Source organism: Delftia sp. JD2 (genome assembly GCF_001682645.1).
GTDB lineage: Bacteria > Pseudomonadota > Gammaproteobacteria > Burkholderiales > Burkholderiaceae_C > Comamonas > Comamonas acidovorans.
This window is the reverse complement of record NZ_LFJT01000047.1, coordinates 34,234-49,753: the sequence shown is the minus strand read 5'-3', so window position 1 is coordinate 49,753 and position 15,520 is coordinate 34,234. Positions and strand designations below refer to the sequence as shown.

Sequence of the window (15,520 nt, the reverse complement as noted above, 5' to 3'; positions counted from 1 at the left end):
CGCTGCAGGCGGGGGGGCGGGTGGCTCGGGCAGGGACAGCGCCCGCGTCTGCATGGCTGCCACCTCGGTGTGCGGCGCTGACACCTGGCTCCACAGCGGCAGGCCCAGCAGGGCCAGGGCGTGCACGCCCAGCACCACGGCGGTGAGGGCGGGCAGGGCGCGCTGGCGCAGGCTCATGTCAGTTATCCATAGTGCTGCGCGCCACCCACAGCCCATGAAACCGGCGCGGCCCAAGGCCAGGGACAGCGAGCAAGGGCCTACGCCGGCCGCGCCGCCCCGCAGCGAGGCTGTCGTCCCCCTTCCAGGGGGAAGGCGCGAAGCGACTCAGGGGGTGTAGCTTCATCTCAGGCATTCCAGCCCAGGTCCTGGGACAGCTGGACGCAGGCCTCGCGCAGGGGCGCATCGATGGCGCCGCCGTATTCGGGGTCGAAAGTGGCAATCGAGCCCAGCGTGGTCAGGCCCAGCACGATATGGCCCGAGGAGTCGAAGACCGGCGTGCAAAAGGCCACGATGCCGGGCAGCACGGTATCGACCACGCGGGCGGTGCCGCGCTCGCGCACCTCGGCCAGCATGGCGTCTATGGCCTCGGGGGTGAGCGGCAGGTCCTTGCGCTGGATGCGGCGGGCCTTGTCCACCTCGGGCTCCAGCAGCGGGGCCGTGACCTCGCGCGGCAGCCAGGCCGCGAAGCAGCGCCCGGTGGCCGAGGCCAGCATGGGCATGACATCGCCCAGGCGCAGGTTGGCGGTGACCGACTGGGCGCTTTCCTCCCAGTGCACGATGGTCGGCCCGTGGTTGCCCCAGACGGCGATGGCCGCCGTGTGGTGGATGCGCTCCATGAGCGCGGGCATGCGTTCGCGCGCCAGCCGCACGGGGTCCAGCCGCGCCAGCGATGCCAGGCCCAGCTTGAGCGAGGCCGGGCCCAGGTCGTAGCGGGAGGTGCGCGCGTCCTGGGTGACCAGGCCGATGCGCTGGAAGCTCACGAGGTAGCGGTGCGCCTTGGCGGCGCTCATGCCGGCGTCGGACGCCAGGTCCTTGAGCATCTGCGGGCCCCGGGCGCGCGTCAGCGCCTCCAGCAATGTAAAACCGACCTCGACCGATTGAATCCCTGCGCGTTCCTTGTCCATTGCAATAGAATTTGGTTTTGTTTAGTTAAATCAATTTAACTTATCGTAATTCGTGGCTGCGTCGCCATGGGTATCCAGGCCGCTGCCCGGATGCCGTGGCGCGCGGCGGCGGCACGGGGGAGCAGCATGAAACTTGCCACATACAAGGACGGATCGCGGGACGGGCAACTGGTCGTGGTGTCACGCGACCTGAGCCAGGCCCATTATGCGACCGGCATAGCGAGCCGCCTGCAGCAGGTGCTCGACGACTGGAGCTACATGGCGCCCCAGCTGCAGGACCTGTACCACCTGCTCAACAGCGGCAAGGCGGTCCATGCCTTTGCCTTCGATCCGCGCCAGTGCATGGCGCCGCTGCCGCGTGCCTACCAATGGGCCGATGGCTCGGCCTACATCAACCATGTGGAGCTGGTGCGCCAGGCGCGCGGCGCCGAGGTGCCCGCCAATTTCTACACCGACCCGCTGATGTACCAGGGCGGCAGCGACGATTTCCTGGGCCCTTGCGACGATGTGGTGGTGCCCAGCGAGTCCATGGGCATCGACTTCGAGGCCGAGATCGCCGTCATCACCGCCGACGTGCCCATGGGCGCCACGCCCGAGCGTGCGCTGGGCGGCGTGCGCCTGGTCATGCTGGCCAACGACGTGAGCCTGCGCAACCTGATCCCCAATGAGCTGTCCAAGGGCTTCGGCTTCTTCCAGTCCAAGCCCGCCACCTCCTTCAGCCCCGTGGCCGTGACGCTGGACGAGCTGGGCGACGCCTGGAAGGGCGGGCGCCTGCACCTGACGCTGCAGTCCACCTGGAACGGCCGCAAGGTCGGCATGTGCGATGCGGGCGAGGACATGAGCTTTCACTTCGGCCAGCTCATCGCCCATATCTGCAAGACGCGCAATGTGCGCGCCGGCTCCATCGTGGGCAGCGGCACCGTGAGCAACAAGGGCGTGGAAAGCGGCAAGGGCAAGAACCGGCGCATGGAGTGGCCCAAGGGCTACAGCTGCATCGCCGAAAAGCGCTGCATAGAGACCATCCAGGACGGCGCGCCCAAGACCGAGTTCATGCGCTTTGGCGACACCATCCGCATCGAGATGAAGGGCAAGGACGGCCAGAGCATCTTCGGCGCCATCGACCAGAACATCGTCGAGCCTGCCGAATGAGCCGCGTCTGCGCACCCTGGTGGCGCCTGGCGGGCAGGTCGCTGCGCGCCGGCCTGGCCGCGCTGGCGCTGTCGCCGCTGGCGGGGGCATTCGCGGCGCCCCCGGCCGCGGACCCCGTCACCTGCCCGCCCGAGGCGCGCATGCCCGGCCCGGACGAGATCCGCGCCATGCAGCGCAAGGCGCAGGACCGCGGGCTGCTGTGGCGCATCGAGCACCGGGGCCGCACCAGCTGGCTCTACGGCACCATGCATGCGGCCAAGCTCGACTGGAGCGTGCCCGGCCCCACGGTGGCGGACGCGCTGCGCGCCTCCGACAGCCTGGCGCTGGAGCTGAACATCCTCGATCCCGAGGTCATGAAGGTCCTGTTCGCCGGCATGCAGGCCCGGCCCGATGCGCCGCCGCTGCGCGGCGATCTCCAGCGCCGGCTTGAGGAGCAAAGGCGCCTGGCCTGCGCCGGCCCCGAGCTGGCCCTGCTGCGCCCCGACGCCCAGGTGATCTCCCTGTTGTCGCTGGCCGGCCGCAGCGAGGGGCTGGACGCGTCCTATGGCATCGATTTCTCGCTGGCCGGCGTGGCGCTGGCCCTGGGCAAGCCCGTACTGTCGCTGGAGACACCCGAGCTGCAACTGCGCGAGCTGGTCTCGGACGACCCCGCGCGCGTGGCCGAGACGGTGGAGTCCGGCCTGCGCCAGCTGGAAAGCGGCATCGCCTCCCAGAAGCTGGGACTGATCGCACGCGTCTGGGCCGATGGCCGCATCCACCTGCTGGAGAGCCTGCCCGACTGGTGCGACTGCATGGCCAATGCCGCCGAGCGCGCCGACTACGACCGCATGGTCTATGGCCGCAACCCCGGCCTGGCGCGTGAAGTGGCGCGGCAGATCCGTTCCGGCCGCAGCGTGTTTGCCGCCGTGGGCGCCCTGCACATGGTGGGCACGCGCGGCCTGCCGGCGCTGCTGGCGGCCCAGGGCTTCAAGGTGCAGCGCGTGGAGTTCCCCGCAGCCAGCCCGCCCTGAAACACACGGCCGCCGCCTCCATGAACAAGAGCAACAGGGCGCGGCCAGGACCCATCCACACCCATCCCACAGGAGACAACAATGGACCGTAGACAATTCCTGGCCGCCGTGGCGGCCTCATCCGCCGGCATGGCCGCGCCTTTTGCGCAGGCGCAGGACTGGCCCGCCAGCAACATCCGCTGGGTCGTGCCCTATCCGCCCGGCGGCGGCACCGACGTGCTGGCGCGCACCGTGGCCGAGGCCATGCGCCAGACGCTGAACCAGACCATCGTGGTGGACAACCGCCCCGGCGCCTCCACCAACATCGGCGCCCAGATCGTGGCCACGGCCAAGCCCGACGGCTACACCATCATGTCGGCCGACAACGCCGTGCTGGCCTACAACGAGCACCTGTTCAGCAAGCTGTCCTTCAACCCCGAAAAGGACTTCACCTACATCGGCGGCATCAGCCGCTTCCCGATGGCGCTGGTGGTGAACCCGAACTTCGAGGCCAAGACCTTCAAGGAATTCCTGGCCTACGTGAAGGCGCATCCGGGCCAGGTCAACTACGCCTCGCCCGGCAACGGCTCGCCCCACCACCTGGCCATGGAGATGTTCAAGAACCGCACGGGTACCTTCCTGACGCACATCCCCTACCGTGGCGCGGCGCCTGCGCTGGCCGACGTGATGGGCGGCCAGGTGCCCTGCATGTTCCTGGACCTGGCCTCGGGCCTGCCCGTGATCCAGTCGGGCAAGGTGCGCGCCCTGGCCATCGGCACGGGCAAGCGCGTGCCCAGCCTGCCCGAGCTGCCCACGCTGGCCGAGGTCGGCGTGCCCGATACCGAGGTCTATGCCTTCCAGGGCATCCTGGGCCCGGCCAAGATGCCCCCCGCCGTGGTGCAGCGCCTGAACGCCGAGCTCAACAAGGCGCTTGCCAACCCCGCCGTGGTCAAGCGCATGCAGGACTTCGGCATGGAGGCGCTGCCCGGCACGCCCGAGCAGTTCCTGGCCATGTCGCGCGCGGAATCCAAGCGCTGGGGGGCGATCATCAAGAGCGCGGGCGTGAAGCTGGACTGACCCCCTGAGGCGCTGCGCGCCTTCCCCCTTCTCGCTTCGCGGAGGGGGACGACACCCTCGGTGCGGGGCTGCCCTTCCTCGGTGTCTCTGGGTTGGGCCGTGGCGGGTTTGGGCGCTGGTGTGCTGGCGGTGCCTTTGGGCGTTGCTCATCGCCAATCCAGCGATCAATCCAGCGCCTTCTGCCTGCGCATGGTGGTGAAAAGAACTGCCAGGCTGGCGGCGGCGCCGGCCACGCCCAGGACGGCGAAGAGGGGGATGCCCCACAGGCGCGGGCCCATGGTCAGCAGGCCGGGGGCCAGGCCCAGGATGAAGGCGCCGGAGACCACGGCCAGGGCCAGGCGGGTGGCGGCGCGTTCCAGTGCCAGGGAAAGCCGGTCGATGTGGCGTATGTCCAGGTCGGCCTGCAGCCGGCCCGAGCGCAGTCTTTGCATCACCAGCCGCAGGGTGTGCGGCGCATCGTCGGCCAGTTCCAGCCACTGCGCCATGGCGGCGCGGCGCTGGCGCGCCAGGCTGCGCAGGGAGTAGCGCTGCAGCAGCTGGGCCTTAACCAGGGGCGTGGCCGTCTGCACCACGTCGAATTGCGGGTCCAGCTGCAGCAGTACCTGGTCGGCCGTGATCAGGGCCTTGAGCAGCAGGGCCATGTCGGCGGGCAGGGCCACGCCGGTTTCGCGGGCCAGAGCCATGAAGTCCTGCAGTGCGCGGGACATGACCAGGCGGCCGTTGCTGGCGCCGGGGCCATGGCGGGTCACGAAGCGGTCCACGGCAGCCTCGATGCGTGCGGCCGAGGGCGGGGCGCGGCCGGGCATTTCGCTTTCGGCCGCCCATTCCAGCAGCACGCCCGAGAGGCTGCGGCCCTGGCCCTCGACCAGGGCGCGCATCAGGCCCAGCACCTGGCGGCGGCGCTGGGGAGACAGCCGCCCGACCATGCCGAAGTCGATGAAGCCCACGCGGTTGCCGGGCAGGGCCAGCAGGTTGCCCGGGTGCGGGTCGGCGTGGAACAGGCCGTCGCGCAGCACCATCTGCAAAAACGCGCAGGCGCCACGGCGCGCCAGCAGCGGGCCGTCCAGCGCGGGGTCCGCACCCACGGCCGAGGCTGGCACGCCCGGCACGAAGTCCTGCACCAGCAGGCGCGGCCCGCTCAATGCCCAGTGGATGGCCGGCACGACGATCTCGGGCTGGGCCGCGAAGTGCCGCGCCACGGCGTCGCCGTTGTGGGCTTCGACGGTGAAATCCAGTTCCTCGCGCAGCGCCTGGCCTAGCTGGCGCGTGACCTCGCGCGGGCGGTAGCGCGCCAGCTGCGGCCATTGTTCCTGGGCCAGCAGCGCCAGGTGCTCGAGCAGGCGCAGGTCGGCCTCGATCTGGGGGCGCAGCCCGGGGCGCTGGACCTTGACCACGACTTCGATGTCGGCAGCGCTGGCCGCAGGGGTGCTGTCGCTGTCGCGGCCGTCTTTCTGGTCTTCCCGGTCATCCCGGTCTTCAGCCGCAGGCAGCCGCGCGCGGTACACCTGGGCCATGGAGGCCGAGGCCAGCGGCACGGGATCGAAATGCGTAAACACCTGCTCCACTGGCAGGCCCAGCGACTGCTCGATCAACGGCTGGGCCGTCTCCCAGGGCAGCGGGGCGGCGTGGCTGTGCAGTTGCTGCAGTGCGGCCGTCCATTCGGGCGCGAGCAGGTCCGAGCGCGTGGCCATGATCTGGCCCAGCTTGACGAAGCTGGGACCCAGGTGTTCGAGGGCCATGCGCAGGCGCTCGGGGCGGCTGGCATCCAGCGGATGCTCGGGATGGGGCTGGCTGCCGCGTGGCGCGAAGCGGGCCAGGCCCAGCGTGTCGACCAGGTCGGCCAGCCCGAAGCGCAGCAGCACGCCGACGATTTCCTGCAGCCGGGCACGGTCGCGCACGGCGACCACGGCGGTTTGCAGCATGGGCATCTCCTGTCGGTGGTGGCAATGCGGTCCATTGTGCCGATGCGCCAGACGCCATTGCGCAGGAATCGCCCGTCTCCGGGGCGGGGCTCAGGCCAGCCGCTGCACCTGCACCGCGCAGTCGTAGAAGCTGGGCGCGCGGCCCAGGTCGGTCAGGCGCTGGTGGGTGAGCTCGTTGACATTGGTGCCGTTGTCGCCATGCTTGCGCCACCAGATGCCCAGGCCGTTGACCACGCCACGGCGCGCGCGGCCGTTGAGGGTGGCGTGGCATTCGTAGCTGCCCCGGTCGTTGAAGACGCGCACGCGGTCGCCCTCGGCCACGCCGCGCGGGGCGGCGTCGTCGGGGTGCAGCTCCACCAGCGGGCGGCCTTCCATGGTGCGCAGGCTCTTGACGTTGACGAAGCTGCTGTTGAGAAAGTTGCGTGCCGGCGGCGAGATCATGGCCAGCGGGTAGCGCGCATCCGTTTCGGCGGTTTCGTAGTTGGGCAGGTAGTCAGGCAGCGGGTCCATGCCGCGCCGCGCCAGCTCGGCGCTGGTGAATTCGCAGCGGCCCGAGGGCGTGGCGAAGCCGCCCTCGGCAAAGGGGGCCTCGGGCAGGGCCAGGGTGGCAAAGCCCTTGTCCATCAGCTCGTTGAAGTCCACGCCGCGCCCCTCGAAGGCTTCGCGGCACAGTTGCTCGTCTCCCGTCTGGAAATGGGCAGCGGCAAAGGCGTCGTCATGCCGCGCCATGTGCGCGGCCAGGTCGCGGAAGATCTGGCCGTTGCTGCGCGCCTGGCCCAGCGGCGCGATGGCGGGGCGGTTGAGCAGCACGTCGGTATGCCCGTAGCTGCCGTGAATGTCCCAGTGCTCGATCTGCGTGGTGGCCGGCAGCACGTAGTCGGCCAGGTCGGCCGTGTCGGTCATGAACTGCTCCAGCACCACGGTGAACAGGTTCTCGCGCGCAAAGCCGGCCACGACCTTGGCCGACTCGGGCGCCACGGCCACGGGATTGCTGTTGTAGACCACGATGGCGTCCACGCGCGGGCCGAAGCCATTGCCGCCTTCGTGCAGCAAGGCGTCGCCGATGGTGCTCATGTTGATGGTGCGCGGGCGGCGTTCGCCCAGCAGGTGCGGCATCTGCAGTCGGGCGCGCTGTGCGGGCAGGGCGCCCGAGGCGGACAGCAGCAGGCCGCCGGCACGGTGGCGCCAGGCGCCCACCAGGGCCGGCAGGCAGGCAATGGCGCGCACGGCATTGCCGCCGCCGCGCGCGCGCTGCACGCCATAGTTCAGGCGGATGGCGGCGGGCGTGGTGGTGCCGTAGTCGCGCGCCAGCTGGCGGATCTGCTCCACGGGCAGGCCGCAGACCTGGGCCGCGCGCTCGGGCGGCCACTGCAGGGCGCGGGCCTTGAGTTCCTCCCAGCCCAGCGTGTGGCGCGCAATGTAGTCATGGTCCAGCCAGCCGTGCGTGATCAGCTCGTGCATCAGGGCCAGTGCCAGGGCGGCATCGGTGCCGGGCAGCAGCTGCAGGTGCTCGTGGCACTTGTCGGCGGTCTCGGTCTTGCGCGGGTCTATGCACACCAGGCGTGCGCCGTTGCGCTTGGCCTCCAGCGCATAGCGCCAGAAATGCAGGCTGCTGCCGATGCTGTTGCTGCCCCAGATGAGGATGAGCCGGCTTTCGGTGAAATGCTCCACGCGCATGCCCAGCTTGCCGCCATAGGTCAGGTTCAGGGCCTCGCCCCCGGCGCTGGAGCAGATGGTGCGGTCCAGCAGCGAGGCGCCGAGCTGGTGGAAGAAGCGCCGGTCCATGCTCTCGCCTTGCACCAGGCCCATGGTGCCTGCGTAGCTGTAGGGCAGGATGGTTTCGGGATCGCGCGCCGCCAGGGACTGCAGGCGCGCGGCGATGTCGGCCAGCGCCTCGTCCCAGCCCACGGGCTCGAACTGCCCGGAGCCCTTGGGGCCCACGCGGCGCAGCGGGGTGAGCACGCGCTCGGGGTGGTAGCTGCGCTCGGTGTATTTGCTGACCTTGGCGCAGAGCACGCCGCCCGTGTGCGGATGGGCGGGGTTGCCCTGGACTCTCTTGGCGATGCCGTCTTCGACCGTGGTCACCAGCGAGCAGGTATCGGGGCAGTCATGGGGGCAGGCGCCCAGCACCTGTGAGGTGGCCTGGAGTGGGGGCGTGGCGGAGGACATGGTGGCAGCGGTCTCGGACAGGTGGGTACTTTGCGAAAAAACCGTGAAAAGCCGGGAAAACGGGAAAAGGCCGTCACGGGCAAGGGGCGGTGCCGGTCTTGCATGCCGCAATCGCCGCTTGTCTTTATTATGCGGACCCTTGCAGCCGGCTGCACGCAGCAACGGCGCCGATTCCAGCGACAAAAACAGGCAAGTTCATGTTCCGACCCAAGACGGCGTTCAGCCGCAGACAGTTCATCGCAGCCAGCACGGCTGCTGCCGCCACCTGGACCGGCGCAGTGCGCGCCCAGGACGCGGGTGGCACCATCGTGCTGGGCCAGTCCTGCCCGTTGACCGGGTCTGCAGCGCAGATCGGCCAGCCCTTCCATGAAGGCGCCAAGCTGTACTTCGAGCAGCTCAACGCGCAGGGGGGCATTGCCCGGCGCAACATCGAACTGCGCGTGATGGACGACGGCTACGAGCCCGAGCGCTGCGCGGCCAATACCCAGCGCTTCCTGTCCGACGACGTGTTCGCCCTGTTCGGCTACGTGGGCACGTCCACCAGCATGGCCGCGCTGCCGCTGCTGCAAAAGGCGCGCGTGCCCCTGTTCGCACCGCTGACGGGCGCCGACGCGCTGCGCCAGCCCCAGCTGGCCCACCTGGTCTTCAATGTGCGCGCCTCCTATGCCGACGAGACGGCGCTGATGGTGCGCCACCTCACGGGCCTGGGTCTCAAGAAGGTGGCCGTGCTGCACCAGAACGATGCCTATGGCGAGTCGGGCCTGGCCGGTGTCAAGGCGGCCCTGGCCGCCAAGGGGCTGGAGCCCGTGGGCGCGGCCACGGTGGAGCGCAACTCGAACAATGTGGCGGCGGCCGTCAAGACGCTGGTGCCGCTGGGCGCCGATGTGATCGTGCAGATCGTCACCTACTCGGCCAGCGCGGCCTTTGTGCGCGCGGCGCGCCAGGCAGGCTTTGGCGGGCAGTTCTACAACGTGTCCTTCGTGGGTGCCCAGGCTTTGTCGGAGACGCTGGGCAAGGATGCCGAAGGCGTGGTGGTCACCCAGGTCGTGCCCTCGCCCTTCCAGACCTCGCGCCAGATCACGCGCGATTTCCTGGCGGCCATCCAGAAGGGCGGCGGCAAGCTGACGCCCAGCTATTCCAGCATGGAAGGCTACTTGGCGGCGCGCGTGTTCGCCGATGCGCTGCGCCAGGCATCGGCCTCGGGCAAGCCCACGCGCGACGGCCTGGTGGCCGCGCTCGACGCCATGCACGGCCAGCAGGTGGCAGGCTTCCCGCTGGTCTTCAAGCCGCAGTCCGGCAAGCCGCGCTTCGTGGAGTTGTCCATGCTGACCGGCGACGGCAAGGTCCGGGTGTAGGCTTGCAGCTCTAGAAGGAGAACCCCATGGCCTTGCTGCAGGAACTGCTGGACCGCGCACCCGAGATCACCGCGCTGCGCCGCGACATACATGCCCATCCCGAACTGTGCTTCGAGGAGATCCGCACCGCCGACCTCGTGGCCCGGCAACTGGAGGGATGGGGCATTGCCGTGCACCGCGGCCTGGGCCGCACGGGCGTGGTGGGCACCATCCATGGCCGTGACGGCGGCGCCAGCGGCCGCGCCGTCGGGCTGCGCGCCGACATGGACGCGCTGCCCATGCAGGAGTTCAACACCTTCGAGCACGCCAGCCGCCATGCCGGAAAAATGCATGCCTGCGGACATGACGGCCATGTCGCCATGCTGCTGGCTGCCGCGCAGTACCTGGCCGCGCACCGCGACAGCTTCGAGGGCACGGTGCACCTGATCTTCCAGCCGGCCGAAGAGGGCGGCGGCGGCGCGCGCGAGATGGTCGAGGACGGCCTGTTCACCCAGTTCCCCATGCAGGCCGTGTTCGGCATGCACAACTGGCCGGGCATGAAGGCCGGCACCATGGCCGTGGGCCCGGGCCCGGCCATGGCGTCGAGCAACGAGTTCCGCATCGTCGTGCGCGGCAAGGGCGGCCACGCGGCCATGCCGCACATGGTGATCGACCCGCTGCCCGTGGCGGCACAGCTGATCCTGGGCCTGCAGACCATCGTCAGCCGCAACGTCAAGCCCATCGAGGCGGGCGTGGTCTCGGTCACCATGGTCCACGCGGGCGAGGCCACGAACGTGGTGCCCGACAGCGTGGAGCTGCAGGGCACGGTGCGCACCTTCACGCTGGAGGTGCTGGACCTGATCGAGCGGCGCATGAAGACCCTGGCCGAGAGCATCTGCGCGGCGCATGACACGCGCTGCGAGTTCGAGTTCGTGCGCAACTACCCGCCCACCATCAACTCCGCCCCCGAGGCCGAGTTCGCACGCCGCGTCATGGCCGAGGTCGTGGGCGAGGCCAACGTGCTGCCCCAGGAGCCGTCCATGGGCGCCGAGGACTTCGCCTTCATGCTGCTGGAAAAGCCCGGCGCCTACTGCTTCATCGCCAATGGCGACGGCGACCACCGCGCCATCGGCCACGGCGGCGGTCCCTGCACGCTGCACAACCCCAGCTACGACTTCAACGACCAGCTGATCCCGCAGGGCGCCACGTTCTGGGTGAAGCTGGCCCAGCGCTGGCTGAGCGAGCCCACGCGCTGAGGCCCTTGCAGGGTCCGGCCGACACCGGCATGTCACACACCGCACCTAGCATGCGGTCCCTGTGACCTCCATCGAATCCTCCACGGCCGCCGCGCAGGGCGTGGCCGTCCAAGCCCGGCAGCTCAAGCGCATCCACGGCGAGCGCGCCGTGCTCCAGGACATCAGCCTGCAGATCGCCCCCGGCGAGGTGCTGGCCCTGCTGGGTCCTTCGGGCTGCGGCAAGACCACCCTGCTCAAGATCCTGGCCGGGCTGGAGCAGCCCAGCCGCGGCGAAGTCTGGATGGGCGGGCAGTGCGCGGCCAGCGCCTCGCAGCCCCTGCCGCCCGAGCGGCGCGAACTGGGCCTGGTGCTCCAGGACCATGCGCTCTGGCCCCATATGAGCCTGCAGGCCAACGTGGCCTTCCCATTGGAGATGCGCGGCCTGCCTCGCGCGCAGATCCACGAGTGGGTGCAGCAGACCCTGGGCCTGGTCGGGCTGCAGGGCATGGGCGAGCGCCTTCCCGGCAGCCTGTCGGGCGGCCAGCAGCAGCGCGCGGCGCTGGCCTGCGCCGTGGTGGAGCGCCCGCGCCTGGTGCTGCTGGACGAACCCCTGTCCGGCCTCGACTGCAACCTGCGCGAGCGCCTGTGCGAGGAAATTCCCCGGCTGCTGCGCAGCCTGGGTTGTACGGCCGTCTATGCGACCCAGGACCGCCAGCAGGCCTTGGCCGTCGCCGACCGCGTGGTCGTGATGGAGCACGGCCGCATCCTGCAACCGGGCAGCGCCCGGGACCAGGCGCCGGCCCCCACGCCTTGCGAGGCCGACCGATGGCCCGTGGCCGGGCACCTGTGCAGCCCAGCGTAGGAGCGGCATGGCCGGTCTCGGTGCGGCTGACGGAGAAAAAAGCACGGTCGTTCTAAATTTCTGCTTTTTTGGCTACACTGTGCCGCTACACGAACCGCCCACCAGGAGACCTGCCATGTCCGATCTGAACGCCGCCTTCGAGGCCGCCGTCAAGAACTCCACCTCGATCAGCGAGCGCCCCGACAACGCCACGCTGCTCAAGCTCTACGCGCTGTACAAGCAGGCCACCGAAGGCGACAACGAGGCCAAGAAGCCCAGCTTCACCGACATGGTCGGCCGCGCCAAGTGGGACGCCTGGGAAAAGCTCAAGGACACCTCGGCCGACGACGCCAAGCAGCAGTACATCGACCTGATCGAATCGCTGCGCTGATCCGCGCCACCACCGATCGCAGACACAGACAAGGCCCCGGACTCCGGGGCCTTGTCGTTTCCGGCCACGGTCCCGGCCGGGCTCAGTACTTGTTGGAAAAGTTCGCGCTGATGCGCTGGCGCAGATATTCCGCGCCCGTGATCGGCGGGTACTTCTTTTGCGGCCCTTCGATCACCGCGTCCTCGTTGGCCTGGCAGAAGAAGGCCAGGCTGTAGCGCGCGCCCTGGTATTCATGGGGCAGGGGGTTGCGCACGCGGTGGAAGTTGCTGGGCAACTGGTCGTCGCTCCAGCGCGTGAGCATGTCGCCGATGTTGCAGGTGATCACGCCTTCCACCGGGTCCACGGGCGTCCATTGCTGGCCTTCCATCTCCTTGCCCGGCAGCACCTGCAGGCCGCCTTGGCCTGCGCGCTGGAACAGCAGGGTCAGGCAGTCGAAGTCGGTGTGGGCGCCTGCGCGCCACAGGCCCAGCTCGTCCTTGAGCGCGGGATCGACCGCGAAGTAATGCAGCATGCGCAGCGTGCTCTGGTAGGCGGGCACCGAAGGGTCGTGGGCGCGCGTGAAGAAGTCCGCATCAAAGCCCAGCTTGTGCGCAAAGCACGACAGCAGCTGCATGCCCACCTGCCAGCACTGGCGCTCAAAGCCCAGCGTGGCCTGCTGAAAGCCCGGCAGCTCCTGCTCCGTGGGCCACAGGCCGGCCATGCGCGGGCGCGTCATCTGGTAGGACTCCTTCTGGTCGGGCGTGCGCGTGGAAGGCCGGATCTGCGCCTTGTGCTCCCAGCCCGCATTGCGCGACAGCGGCCACTGCGCCTTCACCTCGCGCGGCAGGGCGAACAACTGCTCGGCACGCCCAAAGGCCGCATCGATATCGGGCTGGGGAATGCCGTGGCCCGACACCTGGAAGAAGCCGATCTCCACCGAGGCCTGCCAGATCGCATCGGCGATCTCGGCCTTGCGGCGGTCAAAGTCGGAGATATCGATCACCCGCACCTCCCGTGCGCGCGTCTCCTGCCCCTGGCCGCCCATGCGGGCCTCCTTGGCGAGTTCACCCAGCGCGTAATCTGAAGCCGGTGCCGAAGTCAGGGTGGGGTTGGCAAGCATGTTCATGGTCTGTTTCCTTTGCCGCAAAGGCAGTGGCAAGGCACGTGGCGGCCGGCGCAAAAAGACACCGATCCCGCCCGTCGCTCTTGAAGTGGCTGACAGGGCACAGGTCGCAGCCACGCCGCTCCCGCACCCGCTTCAAGAGCAATGACCCGCGCCGGCACAGGCCGGCAAGCTGAACGCTTCTACTCTTGCCAACCACCCAAGCAAACAGCGCGCCAGCCCGCGCAGGCCGGTTCAAGGCCACCTGCGTTCCATCGTGGTGCAAGAGGGCCGGGCAGCTTGGTGCACGCGCCGTATCGGAACCGTCTGGCACCAATCTGATGCATGCCCGCCGCGTCGAAAACCGGCGCGGCCCAGCCCAGTGACACCGAGGAAGGGCCGCCCCGCACCGAGGGTGTCGTCCCCCTCCCGCGAAGCGAGAGAGGGGGAAGGCGCGAAGCGACTCAGGGGGTGGTACGCACTTTGCATACAAGGACGAACGAGTAGAAGCGTTCAGCACGCGCCCAGTGCGCGTTGCCCGGAAATTGCTCATGTCACGCCAGCCGCCCGGCCCCATGCCAGCGGCCGGTCCCCATGTTGATAGCGACTGAGAGTTCCACCATGCAACGCCGCCATTTCCTTGCCGCCGCCGCCCTTCCCGCTGCCAGTGCCGTGATGCCCGGCGCCTTCGCCCAGGGCAAGGCGCTGACACCGCTGAAGTTCACGCTGGACTTTCGCGTGACCTCGCAGACCGCGCCCTTTTTCGTGGCGCTGCAAAAGGGCTACTACCGCGACGAGGGGCTGGACGTGAGCATCGACGTGGGCTCGGGCTCGGTGGCATCCATCACGCGGGTGGCCAGCGGCGCCTACCAGCTGGGCCTGGGCGACATCAGCTCGCTGATCGAGTTCCAGGCGCAGAACGCGGGTGCCGCGCGCGTGCAGGCCGTCTACCAGTACTACAACCGCGCGCCGTTCGCCATCATCGGCCGCAAGGACCGGGGCATCACGGGCGAGTTCGCCAGCCTCAAGGGCAAGAAGGTGGCCGCCGCCGCCGTGGAGTCCACGCGCCGCGTCTGGCCCCTGGTTGCGCAGCGACAGAACCTGCCGGCCGACCTGTTCGCCTGGACCACCACCGAGTTCTCGGCGCGCGACAACGTGGTGGTGCGCGGCGATGTGGATGCGGCCACCTATTTCCATGACTCGGCCGTGTCGCTGTTCGCGCGCATCAAGCCCGAGGAGCTGTCGGTGCTGCGCTATACCGATGCGGGCGTGCAGCTGTACGGCAACGCCATCCTGGCTTCCAGCGCGCTGGTGGCCGAGCAGCCGGCGCTGGTGGCGGGATTCCTGCGCGCCAGCAACCGCGCCCTCATCGAATGCCTGGCCCAGCCCGCGCTGGCCGTGGCCGCCGTGCGCCAGCGCGAGCCCATCCTGGATGAAAAGCTGGAACTGGCGCGCTGGGCCATCACCTCGCAATACCTGGCCGCGCCCGATACGCAGCGCCACGGCCTGGGCGACATCGACCCGCAGCTGCTGGCCCGCCAGGCCGAGCAGGTCAGCCAGGCCTTCGGCCTGAAGGCACCCGTGTCGGCCGATGCGCTGTTCAACCGCAGCCTGCTGCCGCCGCTGGCCGCGCGCATGGCCAAGGCCTGAGGGATCGCACATGGACCACGCCACCGCTTCACTGCCTCTTGAGGCCTCGCTCGACGAGCGCGACGGCCTGTACCTGCGCCGCGCCATCGCCATGGCCGACCGCGCGCGCAAGCGCGGCAACCGCCCTTTCGGCGCGCTCATCGTGGCCGCCGATGGCCGCGTGCTGGCCGAGGCCTCCAACGCCAATGGCGAGAGCGGCGACTGCACGGCCCATGCCGAGCTGTCGGCCATCCGCCTGGCCAGCCCGCAGCATGACCGCGAAGCGCTGTCCGCAGCCACCTTGTATTCATCGGCCGAGCCCTGCGTGATGTGCGCGGGCGCCATCTTCTGGTCGGCCATCGGCCGCGTGGTCTACGGCATAGACGCGGTGCGCCTGCGCGAATTCCGCGGCGAGCGCCTGGACCAGAAGGATGCCGAGCTGTCCTGCCGCGATGTGTTCGCCGCCTCGTCACACGCCATCGAATGCATAGGCCCGGCGCTGATCGGCGAGGCCGCCGCATCGCACCAGGGCGCCTGGAAAAGCTGATCCGGCCCCGTTCCGTTCCCACCGTTTCTTTT

Annotated in this window: 13 protein-coding genes; 9 read left to right on the top strand and 4 right to left on the bottom strand. The window is 69.5% G+C overall.

All coding sequences use genetic code 11. The annotated features are described in order from the left end of the window. Positions 1-344: 344 nt before the first annotated feature. Complete coding sequence (locus tag ACM14_RS22020) at positions 345-1,124, bottom strand: IclR family transcriptional regulator (RefSeq protein WP_012203056.1); 780 nt, start codon at positions 1,122-1,124, stop codon at positions 345-347. A 126-nt stretch (positions 1,125-1,250) separates the two neighbouring features. On the opposite strand from ACM14_RS22020, the gene ACM14_RS22015 reads away from it, so the two are divergent. The 3 genes from ACM14_RS22015 (at position 1,251) to ACM14_RS22005 (ending at position 4,339) form a co-directional block, all read left to right on the top strand. After that, the gene (locus ACM14_RS22015; RefSeq protein WP_034390060.1) at positions 1,251-2,273 is read left to right on the top strand and encodes a fumarylacetoacetate hydrolase family protein; all 1,023 of its coding nucleotides are present in this window, start codon (positions 1,251-1,253) and stop codon (positions 2,271-2,273) included. Further along, positions 2,270-3,283: a TraB/GumN family protein gene (locus tag ACM14_RS22010; RefSeq protein ID WP_065347329.1), complete on the top strand. Its 1,014-nt coding sequence runs from the start codon at positions 2,270-2,272 to the stop codon at positions 3,281-3,283. Before ACM14_RS22015 ends, ACM14_RS22010 begins: the two co-directional genes overlap by 4 nt. Before the next feature lie 81 nt (positions 3,284-3,364). Beyond that, positions 3,365-4,339 (top strand): tripartite tricarboxylate transporter substrate binding protein, encoded by a 975-nt coding sequence (locus ACM14_RS22005; RefSeq protein WP_016446620.1) that lies wholly within the window; start codon positions 3,365-3,367, stop codon positions 4,337-4,339. A 164-nt stretch (positions 4,340-4,503) separates the two neighbouring features. Here ACM14_RS22005 and ACM14_RS22000 read toward each other — a convergent pair whose 3' ends face one another. Beyond that, entirely contained in the window at positions 4,504-6,261 is a 1,758-nt protein-coding gene (locus ACM14_RS22000) for an AarF/ABC1/UbiB kinase family protein (protein ID WP_065347331.1), read from the bottom strand. 90 nt (positions 6,262-6,351) lie between these two features. Beyond that, positions 6,352-8,430, bottom strand: a complete 2,079-nt coding sequence (locus ACM14_RS21995) for a molybdopterin-dependent oxidoreductase (RefSeq protein WP_065347328.1) — start codon at positions 8,428-8,430, stop codon at positions 6,352-6,354. Positions 8,431-8,627: 197 nt separating this feature from the next. On the opposite strand from ACM14_RS21995, the gene ACM14_RS21990 reads away from it, so the two are divergent. The 4 genes from ACM14_RS21990 to ACM14_RS21975 all read left to right on the top strand — a co-directional run bounded on the left by ACM14_RS21990 (position 8,628) and on the right by ACM14_RS21975 (position 12,231). After that, on the top strand, positions 8,628-9,785 hold the full coding sequence (locus ACM14_RS21990) for an ABC transporter substrate-binding protein (RefSeq protein WP_065347327.1): 1,158 nt from the start codon (positions 8,628-8,630) through the stop codon (positions 9,783-9,785). A 26-nt stretch (positions 9,786-9,811) separates the two neighbouring features. After that, entirely contained in the window at positions 9,812-11,020 is a 1,209-nt protein-coding gene (locus tag ACM14_RS21985; RefSeq protein WP_043825815.1) for a M20 aminoacylase family protein, read from the top strand. A gap of 61 nt (positions 11,021-11,081) precedes the next feature. Continuing rightward, entirely contained in the window at positions 11,082-11,861 is a 780-nt protein-coding gene (locus ACM14_RS21980) for an ABC transporter ATP-binding protein (RefSeq protein WP_065347326.1), read from the top strand. Between the two features lie 115 nt (positions 11,862-11,976). Beyond that, a complete protein-coding gene (locus tag ACM14_RS21975) occupies positions 11,977-12,231 on the top strand; it encodes an acyl-CoA-binding protein (protein ID WP_012203065.1) in 255 nt (84 codons plus the stop codon). 82 nt (positions 12,232-12,313) lie between these two features. Here ACM14_RS21975 and ACM14_RS21970 read toward each other — a convergent pair whose 3' ends face one another. Beyond that, positions 12,314-13,336: an isopenicillin N synthase family oxygenase gene (locus ACM14_RS21970; RefSeq protein ID WP_065347325.1), complete on the bottom strand. Its 1,023-nt coding sequence runs from the start codon at positions 13,334-13,336 to the stop codon at positions 12,314-12,316. Positions 13,337-13,933: 597 nt separating this feature from the next. On the opposite strand from ACM14_RS21970, the gene ACM14_RS21965 reads away from it, so the two are divergent. Together ACM14_RS21965 and ACM14_RS21960 are read left to right on the top strand one after the other, a co-directional pair. Continuing rightward, a complete protein-coding gene (locus ACM14_RS21965; RefSeq protein ID WP_043780730.1) occupies positions 13,934-14,962 on the top strand; it encodes an ABC transporter substrate-binding protein in 1,029 nt (342 codons plus the stop codon). Positions 14,963-14,972: 10 nt separating this feature from the next. Next, positions 14,973-15,488, top strand: a complete 516-nt coding sequence (locus ACM14_RS21960; protein WP_065347324.1) for a nucleoside deaminase — start codon at positions 14,973-14,975, stop codon at positions 15,486-15,488. Positions 15,489-15,520 lie beyond the last annotated feature (32 nt).

What these genes read in the sequence shown, in the direction of transcription:
- ACM14_RS22020 (WP_012203056.1), bottom strand. Translation starts at nt 1,124, where the DNA reads ATGGACAAGGAACGCGCAGGGATTCAATCGGTCGAGGTCGGTTTTACA.
- ACM14_RS22015 (WP_034390060.1), top strand. Translation starts at nt 1,251, where the DNA reads ATGAAACTTGCCACATACAAGGACGGATCGCGGGACGGGCAACTGGTC.
- ACM14_RS22010 (WP_065347329.1), top strand. Translation starts at nt 2,270, where the DNA reads ATGAGCCGCGTCTGCGCACCCTGGTGGCGCCTGGCGGGCAGGTCGCTG.
- ACM14_RS22005 (WP_016446620.1), top strand. Translation starts at nt 3,365, where the DNA reads ATGGACCGTAGACAATTCCTGGCCGCCGTGGCGGCCTCATCCGCCGGC.
- ACM14_RS22000 (WP_065347331.1), bottom strand. Translation starts at nt 6,261, where the DNA reads ATGCTGCAAACCGCCGTGGTCGCCGTGCGCGACCGTGCCCGGCTGCAG.
- ACM14_RS21995 (WP_065347328.1), bottom strand. Translation starts at nt 8,430, where the DNA reads ATGTCCTCCGCCACGCCCCCACTCCAGGCCACCTCACAGGTGCTGGGC.
- ACM14_RS21990 (WP_065347327.1), top strand. Translation starts at nt 8,628, where the DNA reads ATGTTCCGACCCAAGACGGCGTTCAGCCGCAGACAGTTCATCGCAGCC.
- ACM14_RS21985 (WP_043825815.1), top strand. Translation starts at nt 9,812, where the DNA reads ATGGCCTTGCTGCAGGAACTGCTGGACCGCGCACCCGAGATCACCGCG.
- ACM14_RS21975 (WP_012203065.1), top strand. Translation starts at nt 11,977, where the DNA reads ATGTCCGATCTGAACGCCGCCTTCGAGGCCGCCGTCAAGAACTCCACC.
- ACM14_RS21970 (WP_065347325.1), bottom strand. Translation starts at nt 13,336, where the DNA reads ATGAACATGCTTGCCAACCCCACCCTGACTTCGGCACCGGCTTCAGAT.
- ACM14_RS21965 (WP_043780730.1), top strand. Translation starts at nt 13,934, where the DNA reads ATGCAACGCCGCCATTTCCTTGCCGCCGCCGCCCTTCCCGCTGCCAGT.
- ACM14_RS21960 (WP_065347324.1), top strand. Translation starts at nt 14,973, where the DNA reads ATGGACCACGCCACCGCTTCACTGCCTCTTGAGGCCTCGCTCGACGAG.